Origin of the sequence: Cytobacillus horneckiae (assembly GCF_002835735.1) — a bacterium.
Classification (GTDB): Bacteria; Bacillota; Bacilli; order Bacillales; family Cytobacillaceae; genus Cytobacillus; species Cytobacillus horneckiae.
In genome coordinates this window covers 122363-138660 of sequence record NZ_PISD01000030.1, presented here as the reverse complement: position 1 = coordinate 138660, position 16298 = coordinate 122363, and the positions used below count along the sequence as shown (strand labels likewise).

The window sequence follows — 16298 nt, the reverse complement described above, 5'->3', positions numbered from 1 at the left end:
GAGAAGACCGATTGATCAAGGAAGCTTCAGCAATAAATGATGCAGTCTGGTCAGACTTTAGTGAAGAAACAATTGATTCTGCTAAATGGATATTGCTAGATACATTAGGCGCTTTGATTGCTGGCATGCAGCAGCAGGATACGCTCGAATTAGCTAAGCAATTTTCCGGAACGGGCATCTATCAGCTGCTTGGTACAGCCTACCATGCAGATAAATATAGTGCGGGACTAGTACATGGGGCGGCATGTGTGGCCACAGAGATGGATGAAGGAAACCAATATAGCAAAGGCCATCCAGCAGCGCATGTGATTCCTGTGATTCTTACGATGCTGCAAGGGAGAAAAAATGTTTCCGGACAAGAGCTGCTTAGTATGACTATAAAAGGCTATGAATACTGTTCAAGGTTTGGCAGAGCAACGACTCTATTGCCTGAAGCCCATGCCCATGGAACATGGGGAGTAATGGGCGCTGCAGCAACTGCACTAATAATCGATGGAGCAGATGAAGCTGTATTTCAAGAAGGATTGAATTTAAGCGCCAGCTTCTCATTGCCGACTTTATGGACATCAGCGTTAGAAGGTAAATTGATCAGAAATATATACGCAGGCCATGCGATCGAAATGGGAATGAAAAGTGTGATATTTGCCCGTTCGAATCATTTGGCGCCAGAAAATAATATTTCAACTGTGTTTTCCTCTATTCTCGGTAGCGGCTTTAATTGGACTGATTTAGAAAGGGTTAAGGGTGAGCCATGGGATATTGAGCTCAATTATTTTAAACCTTATGCTTTTTGTCGTTATGTACATGCACCAATTGATGCTTTTAAGTCCATTATCGCCAAACAACAACTTAATCCAGATCAAATCGAAACAGTAAATGTTTATACGTATGCAAGGGCATCCTCCTTATCACATCAGGATTATGAAAATATACTGTCATCGAAGTTCAGCATTCCTTTTGCTATCGCTGTTCAGCTATATCATCAGAAAGCGAATCAAACTGTATTCGTAGAACAGCTACACGAGGATGAAGAAATAAAAGCATTCGCTAAAAAGGTGTTTGTTCAATATGCTGAGGAGCTGGAGAAGGACTATCCTAATCAGATGCCAGCGCAAGTGGAAGTTATAGATGCACACGGAAATAAATATAGTGAACGTGTGGACATTGCAAAGGGCGGTCCGGGTAAGAAACTATCTGAAAGCGAATTGATAGAAAAATTTCAGGCTTTGACATCTGTCGTTTATAGCAGCGCCCAACAGGAAAAAATGATTGATTTTATTCTCAATTTAGAAGCGGAAACGAATGTGAAGAAGCTATTTGATTTATTGCAGTTGCAATAGAAGCGTATTTTTTAGACAGAAGAGAGGTTGAAAACGATGGAAAATACACAGAAATATGGCCCTCTAACTGGTAAGAGAGTGCTAGATTTGTCTACAATGATTGCGGCGCCTTTTGGTGCCACATTGCTTGGGGATTTTGGAGCTGAGGTAATTAAGGTGGAGATTCCTGGTAAGGGGGATACATTAAGAGGAATGGGACCCTTTCGTGAAGATGAGCCATTACGCTGGCCTGCCTTGGCAAGAAATAAAAAATCCCTTACGTTAGATTTGCATAAAGAAGAGGGCAAAGAGATTTTAAGAAAGCTTGTGAAAGTGTCTGATGTAGTAATAGAAAACTTCCGGCCCGGAACATTAGAAAAATGGGGAGTTGGCTACGAAGATTTAAAGAAAGAGAACCCGAACCTTATCATGACAAGAGTTACGGGGTATGGCCAGACAGGACCGAATGCCAGTAAAGCCGGCTTTGGCACCCCTGCGACTGCCTATAGCGGCTTCACTTATTTACATGGATATACAGACCGCCCTCCTATCAGTCCATCTTTTTCCCTAACAGATTATGTGACGGGCATTTATGTTGCTTTTGCGACGGTTACAGCCCTATATCATCGTGATACAGCTAAACAAGGGAAGGGGCAGTTTATAGATATCGGATTATATGAATCTATGTTTAGAATGCTGGAGTTTCTTATAGCGGAATACGATCAAAAGCAAATTGTGAAAGAGCGTACGCCAGGTTTAAGCGGACACTCCAGTCCTGCAGGAACATTTCAAACAAAAGATGGGCACTGGATGTCACTTGTCACCAGCTCCGACCGAACCTTTGAACGTTTAGCAGCTGCAATGGGCAGGGAAGATATGCTCGAAGATGAGAGATATCATAATAATGCAGCCCGGCTTAGCCGTTTTGAAGAAACAAACGGCATTGTAGCAGACTGGGTAAAACAATTTAATAGAGAAGACTTGCAAAAGCTGTTAGACGATTATGGAGTTCCAATTAGTCCGATTTATAGTATTAAAGATATTTTTGAAGATACTCACTACAAAGAAAGGCAAAATATCATAGAAGTGGATCACCCTCGTCTTGGGAAAATAAAAATGCCTGGCATCATACCGAAATTCTCTGAGACACCTGGAGCTGTTCGTAATGTAGGACCAGATTTAGGAGAGAACAATGAGGAAATCCTATCTGGCATTCTTAATTATAAGCATGAGGAAATCGAGGCGCTAAAAGAAAATAATGTGATCTAAGGAGGGAGCAACATGAATTTGAAAGATGAAGTCATTATTTCTGAAGTTTGTCCACGCGATGGCTTTCAAAGTCTGGCAGACATCATCCCTACAGAAGAAAAGGTCGAATGGATTAATGCAATGATTGACTGCGGATTTAAGCAAATTGAGGTCACATCCTTTGTTCATCCAAAAGCGATCCCGCAGCTGCGCGATGCAGGTGAAGTCCTGCAAAAAATTAATCGCAAGCAAGGCGTAAAACTGCGTGCGCTTGTTCCGAATCTACGAGGATTGGAAAGAGCGATTGAAGCAAAAGTAGATAAAGTAAAACTAATGCTTTCAGCAACAGATTCCCACAGCATCAGTAACGCTAATAGCAAAACCTTTGATGCAATGAAAGGCTTTGAGCCTTTAGTGAAGCGTGCAACAGAAGCTTCTATGGCTGTATCAGGCAGCATCTCTGTCATTTTTGGGTGCCCTTATGAAGGCGATGTTCCTTTGGAGAGAATTGAGGAGATCTGTAAAAGATATATAGATATGGGAATTTATCAGCTATCATTAGCTGATACAACTGGGATGGCGAATCCAGTCAAAATCAAGCGTATTATTGGACATATCTCTAATAAATTTCCAGAATTATCTTTCTCCTTACATTTGCATAATACAAGAGGGATGGCCTTTGCCAATGCAGTAGCAGGCTATGAAATGGGTGTGCGAGATTTTGATAGCGCCATTGCCGGCCTAGGCGGTTGCCCTTATGCGCCAAACGCAACTGGCAATATCGCCTCTGAAGACCTTATTCATGGTTTTGAAGAGATGGGTATTTTAACTGGAGTAGATTTGGATAAAGTCATTAAGCTAGGAAAAGAATTAGAAATAAAATATCCGCAATATTCCGATAGCTTCATTTTGAAGGCCGGCAAATGCTCTGACTTGCACCTGGCTCCAAAAACACAAGAAAAGCTGGGATAAGCATAAATCATCCACCTCCATATGCGATATTGTTAGCACTTGGGGGTGATTTTTCTTTGGAGAGTCGTATTACCGGCGGCTTTATTTTTGGATTTTTTATAAAGAATCATACTGAATAGATAGGCAACAAATTGAGTAATTATTGCCTTAGCAAGAGTTAATAGGTATTCCACTAGTACGTCCATTACGGTCACCTCCCTCCTACTCCGACTTGGAGAAAAGGGGTTATGGTTTAAGTTTTATTTCGTAAGACCGGAATCCCCAAGTTATTGAGCAATTCATCCTTGATCTTATCTTCATTACTTGTCTTATAACGCAACTTTAAGCGTTTGCGAAAAGTGATTTGTGATGCCTCATGCGTTCTTCTTTCATTAAAAGCCTTCCTTCCTAAAAATTTTTCTATTCCACTCATAAAAAACTTATATTTCACACTCATTAAATTTTCGCTTAAACTTTTCCATAAAAGGTAGCTTACTTATAGGAGGGGTTCTAGATGGGAGAGTTTGAGAATCGTTATGATGTGGTTGTGGTCGGCGCTGGAAATGCGGCGTTGTGTGCTGCGATTTCCGCGGCGGAGAATCAGGCGCGTGTGCTAGTGCTGGAGAAGGGGCCGAAGCATAAAAGAGGGGGGAACTCCTTTTTTACCGATGGGGCGATTCGGTTTGCGTTTAATGGTTTGGCGGATATTCGCAAAGTGATTCCGAAGATTTCCGATGAAGAGGCGGCGAAGATTGTGATGCCGGCATATACGGAGCAGAATTATTATGATGATTTAATGCGGGTGACGAGCGGAAAGAGCACGCCTGAACTAGCACAGCAGCTTGTGAGCCAGTCGCTGCCAACGATTCAGTGGATGCGCGAGCATGGGATTGAGTTTGAGTTGATTTATGATAATCAGTCTTTCTTGAAGGATGGTGTCTCTCATTTTTGGGGAGGATTGCCTGTTAAGACGAAAGACAAGGGAATCGGTTTGGTTCGTTCATTAAATGAACGAGCCGAACAGCTCGGGATTGATGTATGGTATGATGCGCAGGCGACGAAAATCCATATGGCTGATGAGCAGGTCTCCTCATTGCAAGTGCAGACGCCCGATGGAAGTAATGTAGTACAAACCTCATGCATCGTGCTAGCTTGCGGAAGCTTTGAAGCGAATAAAGCAGTAAGGAAAGAGAAGCTTGGAGAAGAATGGGCGCATGCGATTGTTAGAGGGACTGAATACAATACGGGTGATGGAATCAGTATGGCGCTTGAAGTGGGGGCGCAAAGATATGGTCAATTAGATGGCTGTCATGCGATTGGGACAGATGCAAATGCGCCGAAGGTCGGCGATTTCCAGAAGCCTGGGGACATTTTCAAAAAGCATTCCTATCCACTCGGCTTATTATTAAATAAGGAGGGCAACCGCTTTGTTGATGAAGGGGCTGACTTCCGCAATTATACGTATGCAAAGTACGGGAAGGAAATATTAAAGCAGCCGGGTCATATTGCGTATCAAATCTTCGACAGCCAAGTAAGGTCGATGCTAAGGAAAGAATATGATTTGCATGAAGCAACATTTTATCAAGCGGATACGCTCGAGGCCTTAGTGGAGCAGCTGCCTGTTCAGCAGGAGCGCTTCCTTGAAACGGTTCAGTCTTATAACAAAGCTGTGCAGGATGGAGAATATAATCCGACCATTAAAGACAGCAAATGTACGAGTGGCATTACACCGCCAAAAACGAATTGGGCATTGTCGGTAAGTGAAGGACCGTTTTATGCTTTCCCTGTGACATGCGGGATTACCTTCAGTTTTCAAGGAATTAAGGCTGATCCAACGGGCAAGGTGCTTGCAGAAGGTGAGAAGCCTATCGACGGTCTGTTTGCTGCCGGCGAAATGATCGGCGGAATTTTTTATGACAATTATCCAGGCGGGTCCGGCTTAATGTCCGGTGCTGTATTTGGCAAGCTTGCCGGCCAATCTGCTGCAGCCTATGTAACAGAAAGGCGCATTCCTCAATAAGAGATGAAAGCTATCCTGTTTTATTGGATAGCTTTTTTACGTTTAGATAATCAAATTTCTTTATTTAACCGATAAACATTTTATATTTCACTAGTTCCCTCAATGGATGTAAAATTCTAAATAATAAAAATAAACAATTTATTAATAGTGTAAATGTTGTTTATTATGCAAACGTTTACAGAAGGAGGGGGAAGATGAAGTGTACTTTAATGGCTAGTATATGCATTGCCGGATTCATGCTAGGTGCTTGTTCAAGTGAGGCAGCAAACAGCAGTAGTGGAGAATGGGAGCCGGCGAAGACAGTGGAATTGGTGGCGCCATCTGGAGCAGGCGGCGGCTGGGATACGACCGCAAGAATGGTGGCAAAGGTGATTGATGAAGCGAATTTGGCTAATAAAAGCTTTGGTGTAATCAATAAACCTGGAGGAGGAGGTGCGATTGGCTGGGCAGATAATTATCGCAGGAATGACCCCCATAACATCTTTGTTGCATCTCCCCCGCTAATTTTTATTCATTTGAATGAACAATCGAAGTATGGATTTAAAGATTTTACCCCACTTGCCAATTTAATCGCAGATTACGGTGCCTTTGCAGTTAGAGCGGATGCAAAGTGGGATAATCTTCAAGAGCTTTTTGATGATTTAAAGAAAGATCCAACTGCAGCGACAGTCATTGGAACATCGACACCTGGCAGCATGGCTCATATGCAATTTGTCCAATTTGCGATGGAGGCCGGCGTTGATGTGAAGAATGTAAGGTACATTACAGAGCAAGATGGCGGGGCAATTACATCGTTATTAAATGGGAGTGTAGATGTGTTTTCGACGAGTGTTTCAGTTGCGGTCGATCAGGCTAGAGCCGGCAAAATAAAAATATTAGGCGTTACATCATCAGACAGACTGCAAGGTGATTTCTTATCTGATATTCCAACGGTAAAGGAGCAGGGCTATGATGCGGAGTTTGTCAATTGGCGAGGTGTGCTGGGACCGCCTAATATGACAGACGAACAAATTCACTATTATGAGAAGCTGTTTGAAAAAATGCTAGCTACTGAGCAGTTTGCCGAAATTCAGGAGCAGTTTGGCTGGAACACAATGTATTTGGATAGCTCAGAGTTTACGGAATTTCTTGAAGAGCAGGAGAATGATATGGACCGCCTGTTAAAGGCAACAGGATTCAAAAAAGAATAAACAGAGGGAGGGATTCTATTGTTTCAAACTGTAAACAGAAAAATTGGCTTTGTTTTAATTCTATTCTCCATCTTCTTTTTAGTTTTATGTTATCAACTGCCGACATTTCCGTTTGTTATCCCAGTAGATGCCGATTTGGTGCCTAAGCTGCTTGGGTTCTTATTGATGTTTCTGTCTATCGTTCTGTTCTTTTCGAAAGATGGTGATACAGAAGAACAGAGGAAAAAAAGGAAAATTGAAAAGAAGGAGCTTTATGTTTTGCTAGGTGTTTTATTTCAGCTTCTTGTTTATATACTTTTCTTTGAATTTCTTGGTTTTTTAATGATGACAACGGCTTTTATTATTAGTTGTTCAATTTTTTTAGGGTATAAGAAATGGACTACAGTGATCGTTACAGCGGTTGTGTTTTCTGTTTCCATCTATTTGCTGTTTAACTATGTGCTGGCAGTTAATTTGCCATCGGGCATTCTACCGTTCTAATAAGCAGCTATTAATTATATGACAAGGAGGAATGAGAATGGGTGTGTTTGATGGGCTGCTTACAGGGTTGCAGGTAGCTTTTAGTTTACAAGGTATTCTATTTGTCTTTATAGGTGTCTTATTAGGAACCATCATTGGCATGATTCCAGGGCTGGGACCGATAAGTGCTATTGCAATCATGATTCCGATCACTTATGGGATGGATCCGGCGATTGCATTGCTGATGATGGCAGGAGTTTATTATGGTTCCATGTATGGTGGCTCAACCTCTTCGATTTTGTTAAATGCACCAGGTGTCGCTGGGACCGTAGCGGCATCCTTTGATGGCTATCCAATGGCTCAGCAGGGGAAGGCAGGGAAGGCTTTAGCCATCTCAGCTATTTGTTCCTTTATCGGCGGTACCGTGGGCGTGGTGCTGCTAATGGTATTCTCGCCGCTCCTATCAAAGGTAGCGATCAGCTTTGGACCACCGGAATATTTTGCATTAATGTTATTGGGATTGCTGGCCATTGCCAGCCTTTCCGACGGTTCTGTTGTTAAAGCCTTCATTTCGGCTACGCTCGGCTTTATTGTTGTGATGATTGGCATTGATGCTCAAACAGGCACAAGCCGCTTCACATTTGGCAATATTAATTTGCTAGATGGAATTGATTTTCTTGTTATCGCATTGGGTCTTTTTGCAATAGCAGAAGTCGCTTTTCTTATTTTATTTCGAAAAGCTGGTGGCTTAAAGGATGCAAAGAGTATTGGCACTTTAAAGCTTACGAAGGATGAAGCGAAAGAAATTGCTGGCCCAACGACAAGGCAATCCTTTCTCGGTTTTTTTTTAGGTGTTTTGCCGGGGGCTGGTGCGACCATTTCTTCCTTTATTGCTTATATTACAGAGAAGAAGCTGGCCAAAAAACCTGAAGATTTCGGGAAAGGATCACTGAAAGGGTTGGCAGGTCCTGAAACGGCCAATAATGCAGCAACTACAGGGGCTTTTGTTCCTCTCTTAAGTCTGGGAATTCCGGGGTCTGGCACAACTGCGGTCATGCTTGGCGCTTTCCTAGTACTAGGTATACAACCTGGACCACTGTTAGTCAGCGAACATCCTGATGTGTTCTGGGGGGTGATTGCCAGCATGTATATCGGCAATATCATTCTATTGATTTTGAATTTACCGTTGATTCCATACTTGGCGCGGATTCTTCTAATCCCTCGTCCGCTGTTAATTTCGCTTGTTCTCATGTTTTGCTTCTTAGGTGTTTATGCGGTTAGCTTTAATATAGCTGATTTGTATTTACTATTGTTATTTGGCATTTTAGGTTATCTCATGCGTATATTTGCGTTTCCAGCTGCACCATTCATACTTGCATTTATTTTAGGAGGGATGATGGAGCAATCATTGCGGCAATCATTAACCATCTCAGGGGGAGACTTGGCTATTTTTTATGAAAGCCCAATCGCGTTAACCATCTTTATCGTTTCTGTTCTCTTTTTATTCGTACCAGTTTTAAAAGGAATAATCAAGAAAGGCAGAAATACTACGAACCTATCTGCCTAAGCTTGTTCTCTTTCCCTCAAAAAATCAATAAATGCTTGGGAGACAGTTGAGCGAATATCTTCTTGTTTATAAAGAAGCCATGTCTCCCTTTCAATATTGTCTCCATTTTTCGCTTGAATCGTCTGGGCATGAATATTTTCAAGTTGCGAAAGTCCAAGGCTCGGAACAATCGCATATCCCAGTCCATTCGCTACAAGCTTTTTACACGTTTCAATATTGTCAATTTCCATCGTAATATTCGGTGGAACCTGATATTGCTCTTTCCACCAGTCGTCAATTAATTGCTGAAGCTTTGGTTCTGTTTGATAGGTGATTCTCGGCAATGAAGGGAGCTCTTCTATCAGTATGGGTTCCTTTGAAATGACGGCGACTGCATCTCTTTCCAAAAGAATTTTATCATGGTGCCAATCGTTCTCCCCGCGAATGATGGCCATTCGTATATCCTCTTGTTGCAGTCTTTTATAAATTTCATCGCTCCAGCCTGTAATCACGCTGAATTGAACCCGATCGTATTGCTCGAGAAAGCTTTGCAGTATTGGAGGGAGCTTGATTCTTGCATAGTTGCTGGAAACACCGATTCGAATGATTCCCTTCGTACGGTCGCTCATATTAGCGAGTTCTTCCTGCACATGCTGAAGTCGGTGCAGCATTTCATTCGCATATTGCACCAAAAATTTGCCCTCATCTGTAAACTTAATTCCTTTTTTCTTTCTTTCTAATATTTGTACTTTTACATCCTGCTCAATTTGATTAATGCGATAAGTCAAAGCAGGCTGTGATATGTATAATCTTTCAGCTGCCTTTGTAATATTATTTTCCTCAGCCACAGTTTTTAAAATCAGCCAATCCTTATCATTCACTATGAACGCTCCTTTGCATAGCTGCTTATTTATAAATTTATCACATTTTTCAGAATATAAATGTTTTTACTGGCGGATTTTTTATATAAAAGATTGCCGGTCTTTTCCAAAAGAACTAGCAAATATAGAAGTATAATGAAATTAAAAAAGAGAGAGTAATTAGTGTTTTTTTCTCTCTCTTTTTTATAAATTGGGGAAAGGTTCATGGCATCTCTACTGTTAATCTACCTTTGCATAAAAAAGCTTTGCTCTCGTAAAGTTGAAATCAATCGCTTTTTTTTACCATTTCCGTATCTCGATCTTTAATCGCCTGGATAAATCTTGTTCGCCATTCAATGCTATTTTCCCAAGCGCCTGGCACATTAAGAATTTTTAACATTGACTCATGGCGAAGGTGGATAATCGTTTGCATTAGTTTACTGTATATTTTGTTGCTGCTGCATAGTCCTAAATGTAGGTCAAATTCATCTAGAAGCTGTTGGAAAGCAGCGTTGTTTTTTTCTTTAATTGATAAATTATTTAAGTTTTGCAAAATCTCTTCGAGGTTATTTATTTCATTATCTGATAAATGTTGGGAAGCTTCGAGTAATACTTCAGATTCTATTAATTTACGTGCTGCATAAATATCTTCGAAGTTATCAATTTCTTTGTAATACATCCATACAATCGTCTCGGCTGGAATCGGTGATTCGTGTTCACTTACAAAACTTCCTTCTCCAGGTTTGATTGTAATGAGACCTATGAGTGCAAGCGCTCGTAAGGACTCTCTTACCCTGCCTCTATTTACTCCAAATTCTTCTGCTAAAAGCCGCTCATTTGGCAATTTATCTCCTGGTTTTAACTCATTGGAAGTAATCCATGAAGCTATTTGTTCCATCACTTGTTCCGTAACTGTAATTTTTTTAATAGGATTAATCTTTACCATAAATACCACCTTAATGAAAATTCATGTAAATTTGATGAGGTACTACCAATATACCACTAATATTTTGAAAATTAAATAATATGAGAGATGAACAACAAAATATGTCATCTAAATTAAGATTCTAGTTTATCTTATTAGAATATATAGATAATTAAAAATATATTGAATTATACTTATACACATGGTAATATTTCAATTGTACCTGGTACTACCACGTGATTTAGTTTTTCGTTGGAAATGAAAACGCTTTATTTAGTTAGAAAAATGATGACAAGACGTTAAGGAGAAAGGAGATTTTAAAGTTATTTACTCATTTCATTGGTACTACCACACCACAAGTATTTGATTATCTATATGAATCTATAAAACATGAAATAAAGAAAGGAAAAATCATTTTGAGTGAACAAAAGTATCGAACTTTAATGATGAGACCGATTGATAATGTTGCAGTTGCTTTACAGGATATACCTACCCAAACAGAGGTAATTGTGAACTTTTCCAATGATTTGTCATTAAAAATAACAATAAAAGAGGAAATATTATTTGGGCACAAATTTGCAGTACGTCCAATTAAAAAAGGCGATGAAATATTAAAGTACGGAGAAGTAATTGGTAAAGCAACGATGGCTATTGTAGAAGGTGAGCATGTTCATGTTCACAATCTTGAAGGAATAAGAGGAAGAGGTGACAAGGTTGCAAAATAACGAAGGGAAATTTTTAGGTTATCGGCGTCCTGATGGTAAAGTAGGTGTTCGAAATCATGTATTAATCTTGCCAACGATTACTTGTGCAACTCAAACAGCCCAGCGTATAACAGAGCTTGTCCAGGGGACAGTAACTTTCATTCATCAGCACGGCTGTGCACAGGTGGGTGTTGATTATGAACAAACCTTTCGAACCTATGTAGGGTTGGGAAAAAATCCGAATGTTTATGGTGTAGTAGTCTTAGGCTTAGGGTGTGAGACCCATCAAGCAAGAAGCGTTGCTGCGGAGATTGCTAAGTGTGGAAAGCCAGTTGAGACTATTTCTATTCAGGACCATGGAGGAACATTGTCAACGATTGCTGAAGGTGCAAAGGCCGCAGTAAAATTAGTTCAAGAAGCGTCAACTCAAATGAAAGAATGGTGCGATTTTAGCGAGTTAATCATTGGTACAGAATGCGGTGGCTCTGATGCTTGTTCAGGCTTATCAGCTAACCCTGCGGTCGGCTCAGTGAGCGATATGATCGTTGAGTTAGGTGGGACTTCGATTTTAGCAGAAACAACAGAATTAATTGGAGCTGAACATTTACTTGCAAAAAGAGCAGCAAATGATCAAGTGGCCAAGCGTGTATATGAAGTAATCAATGCTATGGAAAATCGTTCGATTCAAATGGGGGTCGACATTAGAACAGGTAATCCGAGTCCGGGCAATATTGCCGGAGGTTTAAGTTCATTAGAAGAAAAGTCCTTGGGAGCAGCAAATAAATCGGGGAAAAGCATGTTAAATGAATTGATAGATTACGCAGAAGAACCGACAGAAAAAGGCTTAGTGTGGATGGATACGCCAGGCCATGATATAGAGCAGCTAACGGGAATGGTTGCCGGAGGAGCCCAAGTCGTATTGTTTACGACGGGAAGGGGCACCCCAACAGGTTCGCCGATAGCCCCGGTTATTAAGATCTCTACGAATACCTCTATGTTCGAGAAGATGGGCGATAATATGGACTTGAATGCGGGAACAATAATAGAAGGAAAAGAGACGGTTGAAGAGGTCGGTAAAAGAATTTTACATGAGATCGGCTTAGTAAGCTCCGGCAAGCTTACGAAAGCTGAAATCCTTAAACAACATGACTTTGGGATATGGAGAATAGGTCCGACCTTTTAATTCAGAATAATAAGAAAAATAATCAGGCAAGTTTACATTCACTGCTAAATGAATTTGGAGGAAGAGGAGGGTTTGAATGAATCAAATGAAAAAGTTGATGTTAGCTGTTGTTTCAATATTCTTAGTTGCTACCATGGCTGCATGTTCATCAACTGCATCAGGTGAATCTGAAGAAAAATTGGTGATTAATGTTGCGTATGGAAATCAACCAGGTGAGCCTATTGATAAACTTGCGAAAAAATGGAAGGAATTAGTTGATGAAAGAAGCAATGGAGAAATTGAGTTAAGACTTTTCCCTAGCTCCCAATTAGGCTCTGAAAAGGATGTGCTTGAACAGGCAACAATGGGGAGCAATGTGATCACAATGGTTGGTTATGACTTTTTAATGGACTATGTTCCAGATGCAGGAATTATGAATGCGCCATATTTAGTTGAGAATTTTGATGAATTATTATATTTAACTACAACGGACTGGTTTGATGAAATAAAGCGTGATCTAAATGAGAAGGAAATTAGTATCGTATCAACAAACACTGTATATGGTGAAAGGCATCTTTTGAGTAATGAAAAGGTATCCATACCAGAAGATTTAAAAGGCAAGAAGATTAGGGTTCCTAATAATCCAATGTCGATTACGACATTTGAAGCTTTAGGTGCAGCAGCAACTCCTACACCATTAGGCGATTTATATACATCGTTACAACAAGGATTAATTGATGGTGCAGAAAACCCGCTTCCTGTACTGGAAGGAGTAAAGGCGCATGAAGTATCGAAGCATCTCTCTTTAACTGGCCATCAGAAATTTATTGTTGCTTGGATATCTGGGACAAATTTCAGTGATTCACTTCCAGCCGATGTTGTTCAAATGCTGAAGGAAACAGGTGATGAGGCAGGCGAATATGCAAGAGGCGTTTTGGAGGAAGAAGATAAAAGAGTCTTGGCGGAATTCAAAAAACAGGGTGTAGAAGTACATGAAGTTGACATTGAACCATTTAAAGAGAAGGTAAAGGATGTATATGATAAGTTTCCGTCTTGGACGCCGGGCCTCTATGAAAGGATAGTAGAGCTGCTTGAAAATCGACCATCATAAAAATAAAAACTTACTAAGAATATTAATCTGCAATTAAACTAGTTTTCATTTTCTTGATAAAGGAGCAAAGAAGATGGTTATTAAGTGGTTAAAAGGTATTGATGATATCATTGCGACTGTTGCACTCGCAGGTATTATTGTATTTACCAGCCTGAATGTTTTTTTTCGCTTTGTGTTAAATAACCCGATATCTTGGGCGGAAGAAATTACTTTAGCTTTATTTATTTGGATGGTTTTTATAGGGATTAGTTCTGCAATGAAGCGTGACGGCCATGTGGGGGTTGATTACTTTGTGAAAAAGATGCCAAAGCCTTTGCGTATACTTAGTTCAATTGTTCGAGCTGTTGCGATATACTATGCCCTCATTTATGTATTAATTTTTCTCGGGTTGGATTTAACTTCTCATGCTGAAAATAAGTTAACTCCTGTACTTGGTTTAAGCTACCAATTTATTGATATTGCAGTTCCGATAGGCGGGCTGTTGACGGCAATACATTTTACTAGAAAATTAATAAGATCTGACCTATCTCAGTCTGGGAATGGAGGCGGATCTTAAATTGGAAATAGCGGTAATATTATGTGTCCTGATAGTTCTATTTCTATTAAATGTCCCTATTGCCTTTGCCTTAATAATTAGTACGTCTGTCTACTTTTTGTTTGATGAAAGCTTTTCAAGTACTGTCCTTATTCAAAGAATGGTAGGTGGAATTGAATCGGTCCCTCTGCTTGCCATTATTTTCTTTATGACAGCGGGTGTATTGATGAACTATACAGGTATTACTTCGAGGGTGCTTAGATTTGCAGAAGTAATTACTCGTCCATTGCCTGGATCTTTGGCCCAAGTAAATGTAGTGCTCAGTACATTAATGGGAGGGCTTTCGGGATCAAATATTGCAGATGCTGCCATGCAATCTAAAATATTGGTTCCTGAAATGGTTAAAAAAGGATACGACAAATCCTATGCAACCGTTTTAACAGCTGCAACTTCTTTAATTACACCAATCATTCCTCCAGGAATTGCGTTAATTATGTATGGATATGTTGGAAATGTTTCTATTGGGAAACTCTTTCTGGCCGGGGTTTTGCCCGGAATTGTTCTATGTTTAATATTCATGATTTATGTACATTTTCATGCTAAAAAAAATAATCTTGAAACAGAAAACAAGAAAAAATTTACAGCAAAAGAATTCTTCTTCTCTTTGAAGGATGCGCTACTTGCATTGCTCCTACCAATTATTATTATTGGAGGCATTCGTTTTGGTGCTTTTAGTGCTACGGAAGCCGGAGCTATTGCTGTCTTTTATGCATTATTTCTTGGTTTAGTTGTTTACCGTGAGATGAAATTGAAACAACTTATAAGTGCGCTTGTGGAGACAGTACATACGGCTGCGTCTATATTAATTATCATTGCGGCAGGTTCAGCTTTTGCCTGGGTTCTAACTTTAGAGCAAGTTCCCCAGCAAATGACCGTATTTATGGCAGATTATATTTCTTCGCCAATAATGTTCTTTATTATCGTTCTTATTTTCCTATTAATAGTAGGAATGTTTGTAGAAGGGAATGTCTCTATCATTATATTAACCCCTTTATTTATGCCAATGCTCCAGCAATATGGTATAGACCCCGTTCATTTTGGGATTTTCTTTATTGTGTGTATAAGTATAGGGACGCTCACACCGCCGTTAGGGACAATCATGTTTACTACTTGTTCTATAACTGGAACTAAAGTAGAAGACTTTATTAAGCACAGCATCCCTTTCTTAATCGTATTAATTATTGCTGCGATGCTAATTGCCTTTGTTCCTGGAATTTCTTTATGGATTCCTACAATCTTTTCATAAATAGACTAAAATATGAGGTGGTTTAAATTGAGGATTATTCGTTATTTACAAAAACAATCACAAAAATTATCCCTAGGAGCAATAACAGACCAAGGATACATTTATTCATTGCCTTATAACAATTATTTAGAGTTAGTTGAACAAGCAAAGAAGAGAACTATAAAAACTGCTAATCTATTAAGTGAGTTAATTAATGATAGTTTACCTTTGAATGAACAACTGGAGGAGCTGGAATTGGCAGTGCCAATCGAGTCACCGGAAGTATGGGCGGCCGGAGTGACTTATCAAAAAAGTAAGGAAGCCCGTAATTATGAAGCGACAAATGGAAAATTAGACGCAACAACTTTTTATGATAAGGTGTATGACGCAGAAAGGCCAGAAATCTTTCTTAAATCAACAAAGGATCGGACGATGGGGCCAAATGAGGAACTATTCCTAAGAAGTGACTCGAATTGGCAAATTCCAGAGCCTGAATTGGGTTTAGTGCTTAGTAGTGATGGCGAAATTATTGGCTATACAATTGGAAATGATTTAAGCTGCCGTGATATTGAAGGAGAAAATCCGCTTTATTTGCCGCAAGCAAAAGTATGGGCACGCTCTTGCTCCATTGGCCCAGCGATTCTTCCAGCCGATATGGTGTCCGATCCGTACAAATTTAATATTCATTGCAGTATTTTCCGCAACGAAAAACTCCTATTTGAAGGGAATGCGAATACAAGTCAGCTTAAACGCCGATATGAGGAGTTAGTACACTATTTAAAAAGAGATAATATCCTGTTTCCGGGGACAGTGTTATTAACAGGAACGTGTATTGTACCTCCGAATGAATTCACATTAGCAGATGGAGATCGGGTTGAGATTGAAATTTCCGGCATTGGAATATTAAACAATGTTGTAAAAGTGCAGGTCAACCAAGCAGTAAGCTAAAATAAATTAAGTAACTATTCAAAATAATTTATTTC

Annotated in this window: 16 protein-coding genes; 13 read left to right on the top strand and 3 right to left on the bottom strand. The window is 39.9% G+C overall.

Translation table 11 applies throughout. The features are described 5' to 3' along the window. Positions 1–11 precede the first annotated feature (11 nt). Genes CWS20_RS14090 through CWS20_RS14080 form a run of 3 tightly spaced genes read left to right on the top strand, consistent with a single transcriptional unit; the run spans position 12 to position 3539 of the window. The gene (locus CWS20_RS14090) at positions 12–1340 is read left to right on the top strand and encodes an MmgE/PrpD family protein (RefSeq protein WP_066189398.1); all 1329 of its coding nucleotides are present in this window, start codon (positions 12–14) and stop codon (positions 1338–1340) included. A gap of 36 nt (positions 1341–1376) precedes the next feature. Continuing rightward, the gene (locus CWS20_RS14085) at positions 1377–2588 is read left to right on the top strand and encodes a CaiB/BaiF CoA transferase family protein (RefSeq protein ID WP_066189400.1); all 1212 of its coding nucleotides are present in this window, start codon (positions 1377–1379) and stop codon (positions 2586–2588) included. A gap of 12 nt (positions 2589–2600) precedes the next feature. Continuing rightward, positions 2601–3539, top strand: coding sequence for a hydroxymethylglutaryl-CoA lyase (locus tag CWS20_RS14080; RefSeq protein WP_066189403.1), 939 nt, complete (start codon positions 2601–2603; stop codon positions 3537–3539). A 32-nt stretch (positions 3540–3571) separates the two neighbouring features. Here CWS20_RS14080 and CWS20_RS28030 read toward each other — a convergent pair whose 3' ends face one another. Beyond that, positions 3572–3724, bottom strand: coding sequence for a hypothetical protein (locus CWS20_RS28030; protein ID WP_157090474.1), 153 nt, complete (start codon positions 3722–3724; stop codon positions 3572–3574). A 308-nt stretch (positions 3725–4032) separates the two neighbouring features. Between CWS20_RS28030 and tcuA the strand changes: the two genes are divergently transcribed. The 4 genes from tcuA (at position 4033) to CWS20_RS14055 (ending at position 8754) form a co-directional block, all read left to right on the top strand. Further along, positions 4033–5538: an FAD-dependent tricarballylate dehydrogenase TcuA gene (gene tcuA, locus CWS20_RS14070; protein WP_066189408.1), complete on the top strand. Its 1506-nt coding sequence runs from the start codon at positions 4033–4035 to the stop codon at positions 5536–5538. 194 nt (positions 5539–5732) lie between these two features. Next, entirely contained in the window at positions 5733–6728 is a 996-nt protein-coding gene (locus tag CWS20_RS14065) for a tripartite tricarboxylate transporter substrate binding protein (protein WP_066189411.1), read from the top strand. Between the two features lie 18 nt (positions 6729–6746). Further along, positions 6747–7208, top strand: a complete 462-nt coding sequence (locus tag CWS20_RS14060) for a tripartite tricarboxylate transporter TctB family protein (protein ID WP_066189413.1) — start codon at positions 6747–6749, stop codon at positions 7206–7208. Between the two features lie 37 nt (positions 7209–7245). Further along, a complete protein-coding gene (locus CWS20_RS14055; RefSeq protein WP_066189419.1) occupies positions 7246–8754 on the top strand; it encodes a tripartite tricarboxylate transporter permease in 1509 nt (502 codons plus the stop codon). Here the strand turns inward: CWS20_RS14055 and CWS20_RS14050 are convergent. Both CWS20_RS14050 and CWS20_RS28995 read right to left on the bottom strand, forming a co-directional pair. After that, positions 8751–9614 (bottom strand): LysR family transcriptional regulator, encoded by an 864-nt coding sequence (locus CWS20_RS14050; protein ID WP_066189421.1) that lies wholly within the window; start codon positions 9612–9614, stop codon positions 8751–8753. The two genes, CWS20_RS14055 and CWS20_RS14050, sit on opposite strands and share 4 nt — an antisense overlap. Before the next feature lie 265 nt (positions 9615–9879). Then, positions 9880–10539, bottom strand: coding sequence for a FadR/GntR family transcriptional regulator (locus CWS20_RS28995; protein ID WP_101226330.1), 660 nt, complete (start codon positions 10537–10539; stop codon positions 9880–9882). A gap of 422 nt (positions 10540–10961) precedes the next feature. Between CWS20_RS28995 and CWS20_RS14040 the strand changes: the two genes are divergently transcribed. The 6 genes from CWS20_RS14040 (at position 10962) to CWS20_RS14015 (ending at position 16263) form a co-directional block, all read left to right on the top strand. Beyond that, positions 10962–11243, top strand: a complete 282-nt coding sequence (locus CWS20_RS14040) for a UxaA family hydrolase (RefSeq protein WP_066191980.1) — start codon at positions 10962–10964, stop codon at positions 11241–11243. After that, the gene (locus CWS20_RS14035; protein ID WP_066189426.1) at positions 11233–12405 is read left to right on the top strand and encodes a UxaA family hydrolase; all 1173 of its coding nucleotides are present in this window, start codon (positions 11233–11235) and stop codon (positions 12403–12405) included. Before CWS20_RS14040 ends, CWS20_RS14035 begins: the two co-directional genes overlap by 11 nt. 76 nt (positions 12406–12481) lie before the next feature. After that, positions 12482–13495 carry a C4-dicarboxylate TRAP transporter substrate-binding protein gene (locus tag CWS20_RS14030; protein ID WP_083957119.1) on the top strand — a complete coding sequence of 338 codons (1014 nt, stop codon included), beginning with the start codon at positions 12482–12484 and terminating at the stop codon, positions 13493–13495. A 73-nt stretch (positions 13496–13568) separates the two neighbouring features. Continuing rightward, a complete protein-coding gene (locus tag CWS20_RS14025) occupies positions 13569–14051 on the top strand; it encodes a TRAP transporter small permease (RefSeq protein WP_066189429.1) in 483 nt (160 codons plus the stop codon). Position 14052: 1 nt separating this feature from the next. Beyond that, positions 14053–15336: a TRAP transporter large permease gene (locus CWS20_RS14020; RefSeq protein ID WP_066189432.1), complete on the top strand. Its 1284-nt coding sequence runs from the start codon at positions 14053–14055 to the stop codon at positions 15334–15336. 27 nt (positions 15337–15363) lie between these two features. Next, positions 15364–16263: a fumarylacetoacetate hydrolase family protein gene (locus tag CWS20_RS14015; RefSeq protein WP_066189434.1), complete on the top strand. Its 900-nt coding sequence runs from the start codon at positions 15364–15366 to the stop codon at positions 16261–16263. Positions 16264–16298 lie beyond the last annotated feature (35 nt).

Bases quoted from the DNA above. Each gene is read 5' to 3' on its own strand.
- CWS20_RS14085 (WP_066189400.1), top strand. From the start codon at position 1,377: ATGGAAAATACACAGAAATATGGCCCTCTAACTGGTAAGAGAGTGCTA.
- CWS20_RS14080 (WP_066189403.1), top strand. From the start codon at position 2,601: ATGAATTTGAAAGATGAAGTCATTATTTCTGAAGTTTGTCCACGCGAT.
- CWS20_RS28030 (WP_157090474.1), bottom strand. From the start codon at position 3,724: ATGGACGTACTAGTGGAATACCTATTAACTCTTGCTAAGGCAATAATT.
- tcuA (WP_066189408.1), top strand. From the start codon at position 4,033: ATGGGAGAGTTTGAGAATCGTTATGATGTGGTTGTGGTCGGCGCTGGA.
- CWS20_RS14065 (WP_066189411.1), top strand. From the start codon at position 5,733: ATGAAGTGTACTTTAATGGCTAGTATATGCATTGCCGGATTCATGCTA.
- CWS20_RS14055 (WP_066189419.1), top strand. From the start codon at position 7,246: ATGGGTGTGTTTGATGGGCTGCTTACAGGGTTGCAGGTAGCTTTTAGT.
- CWS20_RS28995 (WP_101226330.1), bottom strand. From the start codon at position 10,539: ATGGTAAAGATTAATCCTATTAAAAAAATTACAGTTACGGAACAAGTG.
- CWS20_RS14040 (WP_066191980.1), top strand. From the start codon at position 10,962: ATGATGAGACCGATTGATAATGTTGCAGTTGCTTTACAGGATATACCT.
- CWS20_RS14030 (WP_083957119.1), top strand. From the start codon at position 12,482: ATGAATCAAATGAAAAAGTTGATGTTAGCTGTTGTTTCAATATTCTTA.
- CWS20_RS14025 (WP_066189429.1), top strand. From the start codon at position 13,569: ATGGTTATTAAGTGGTTAAAAGGTATTGATGATATCATTGCGACTGTT.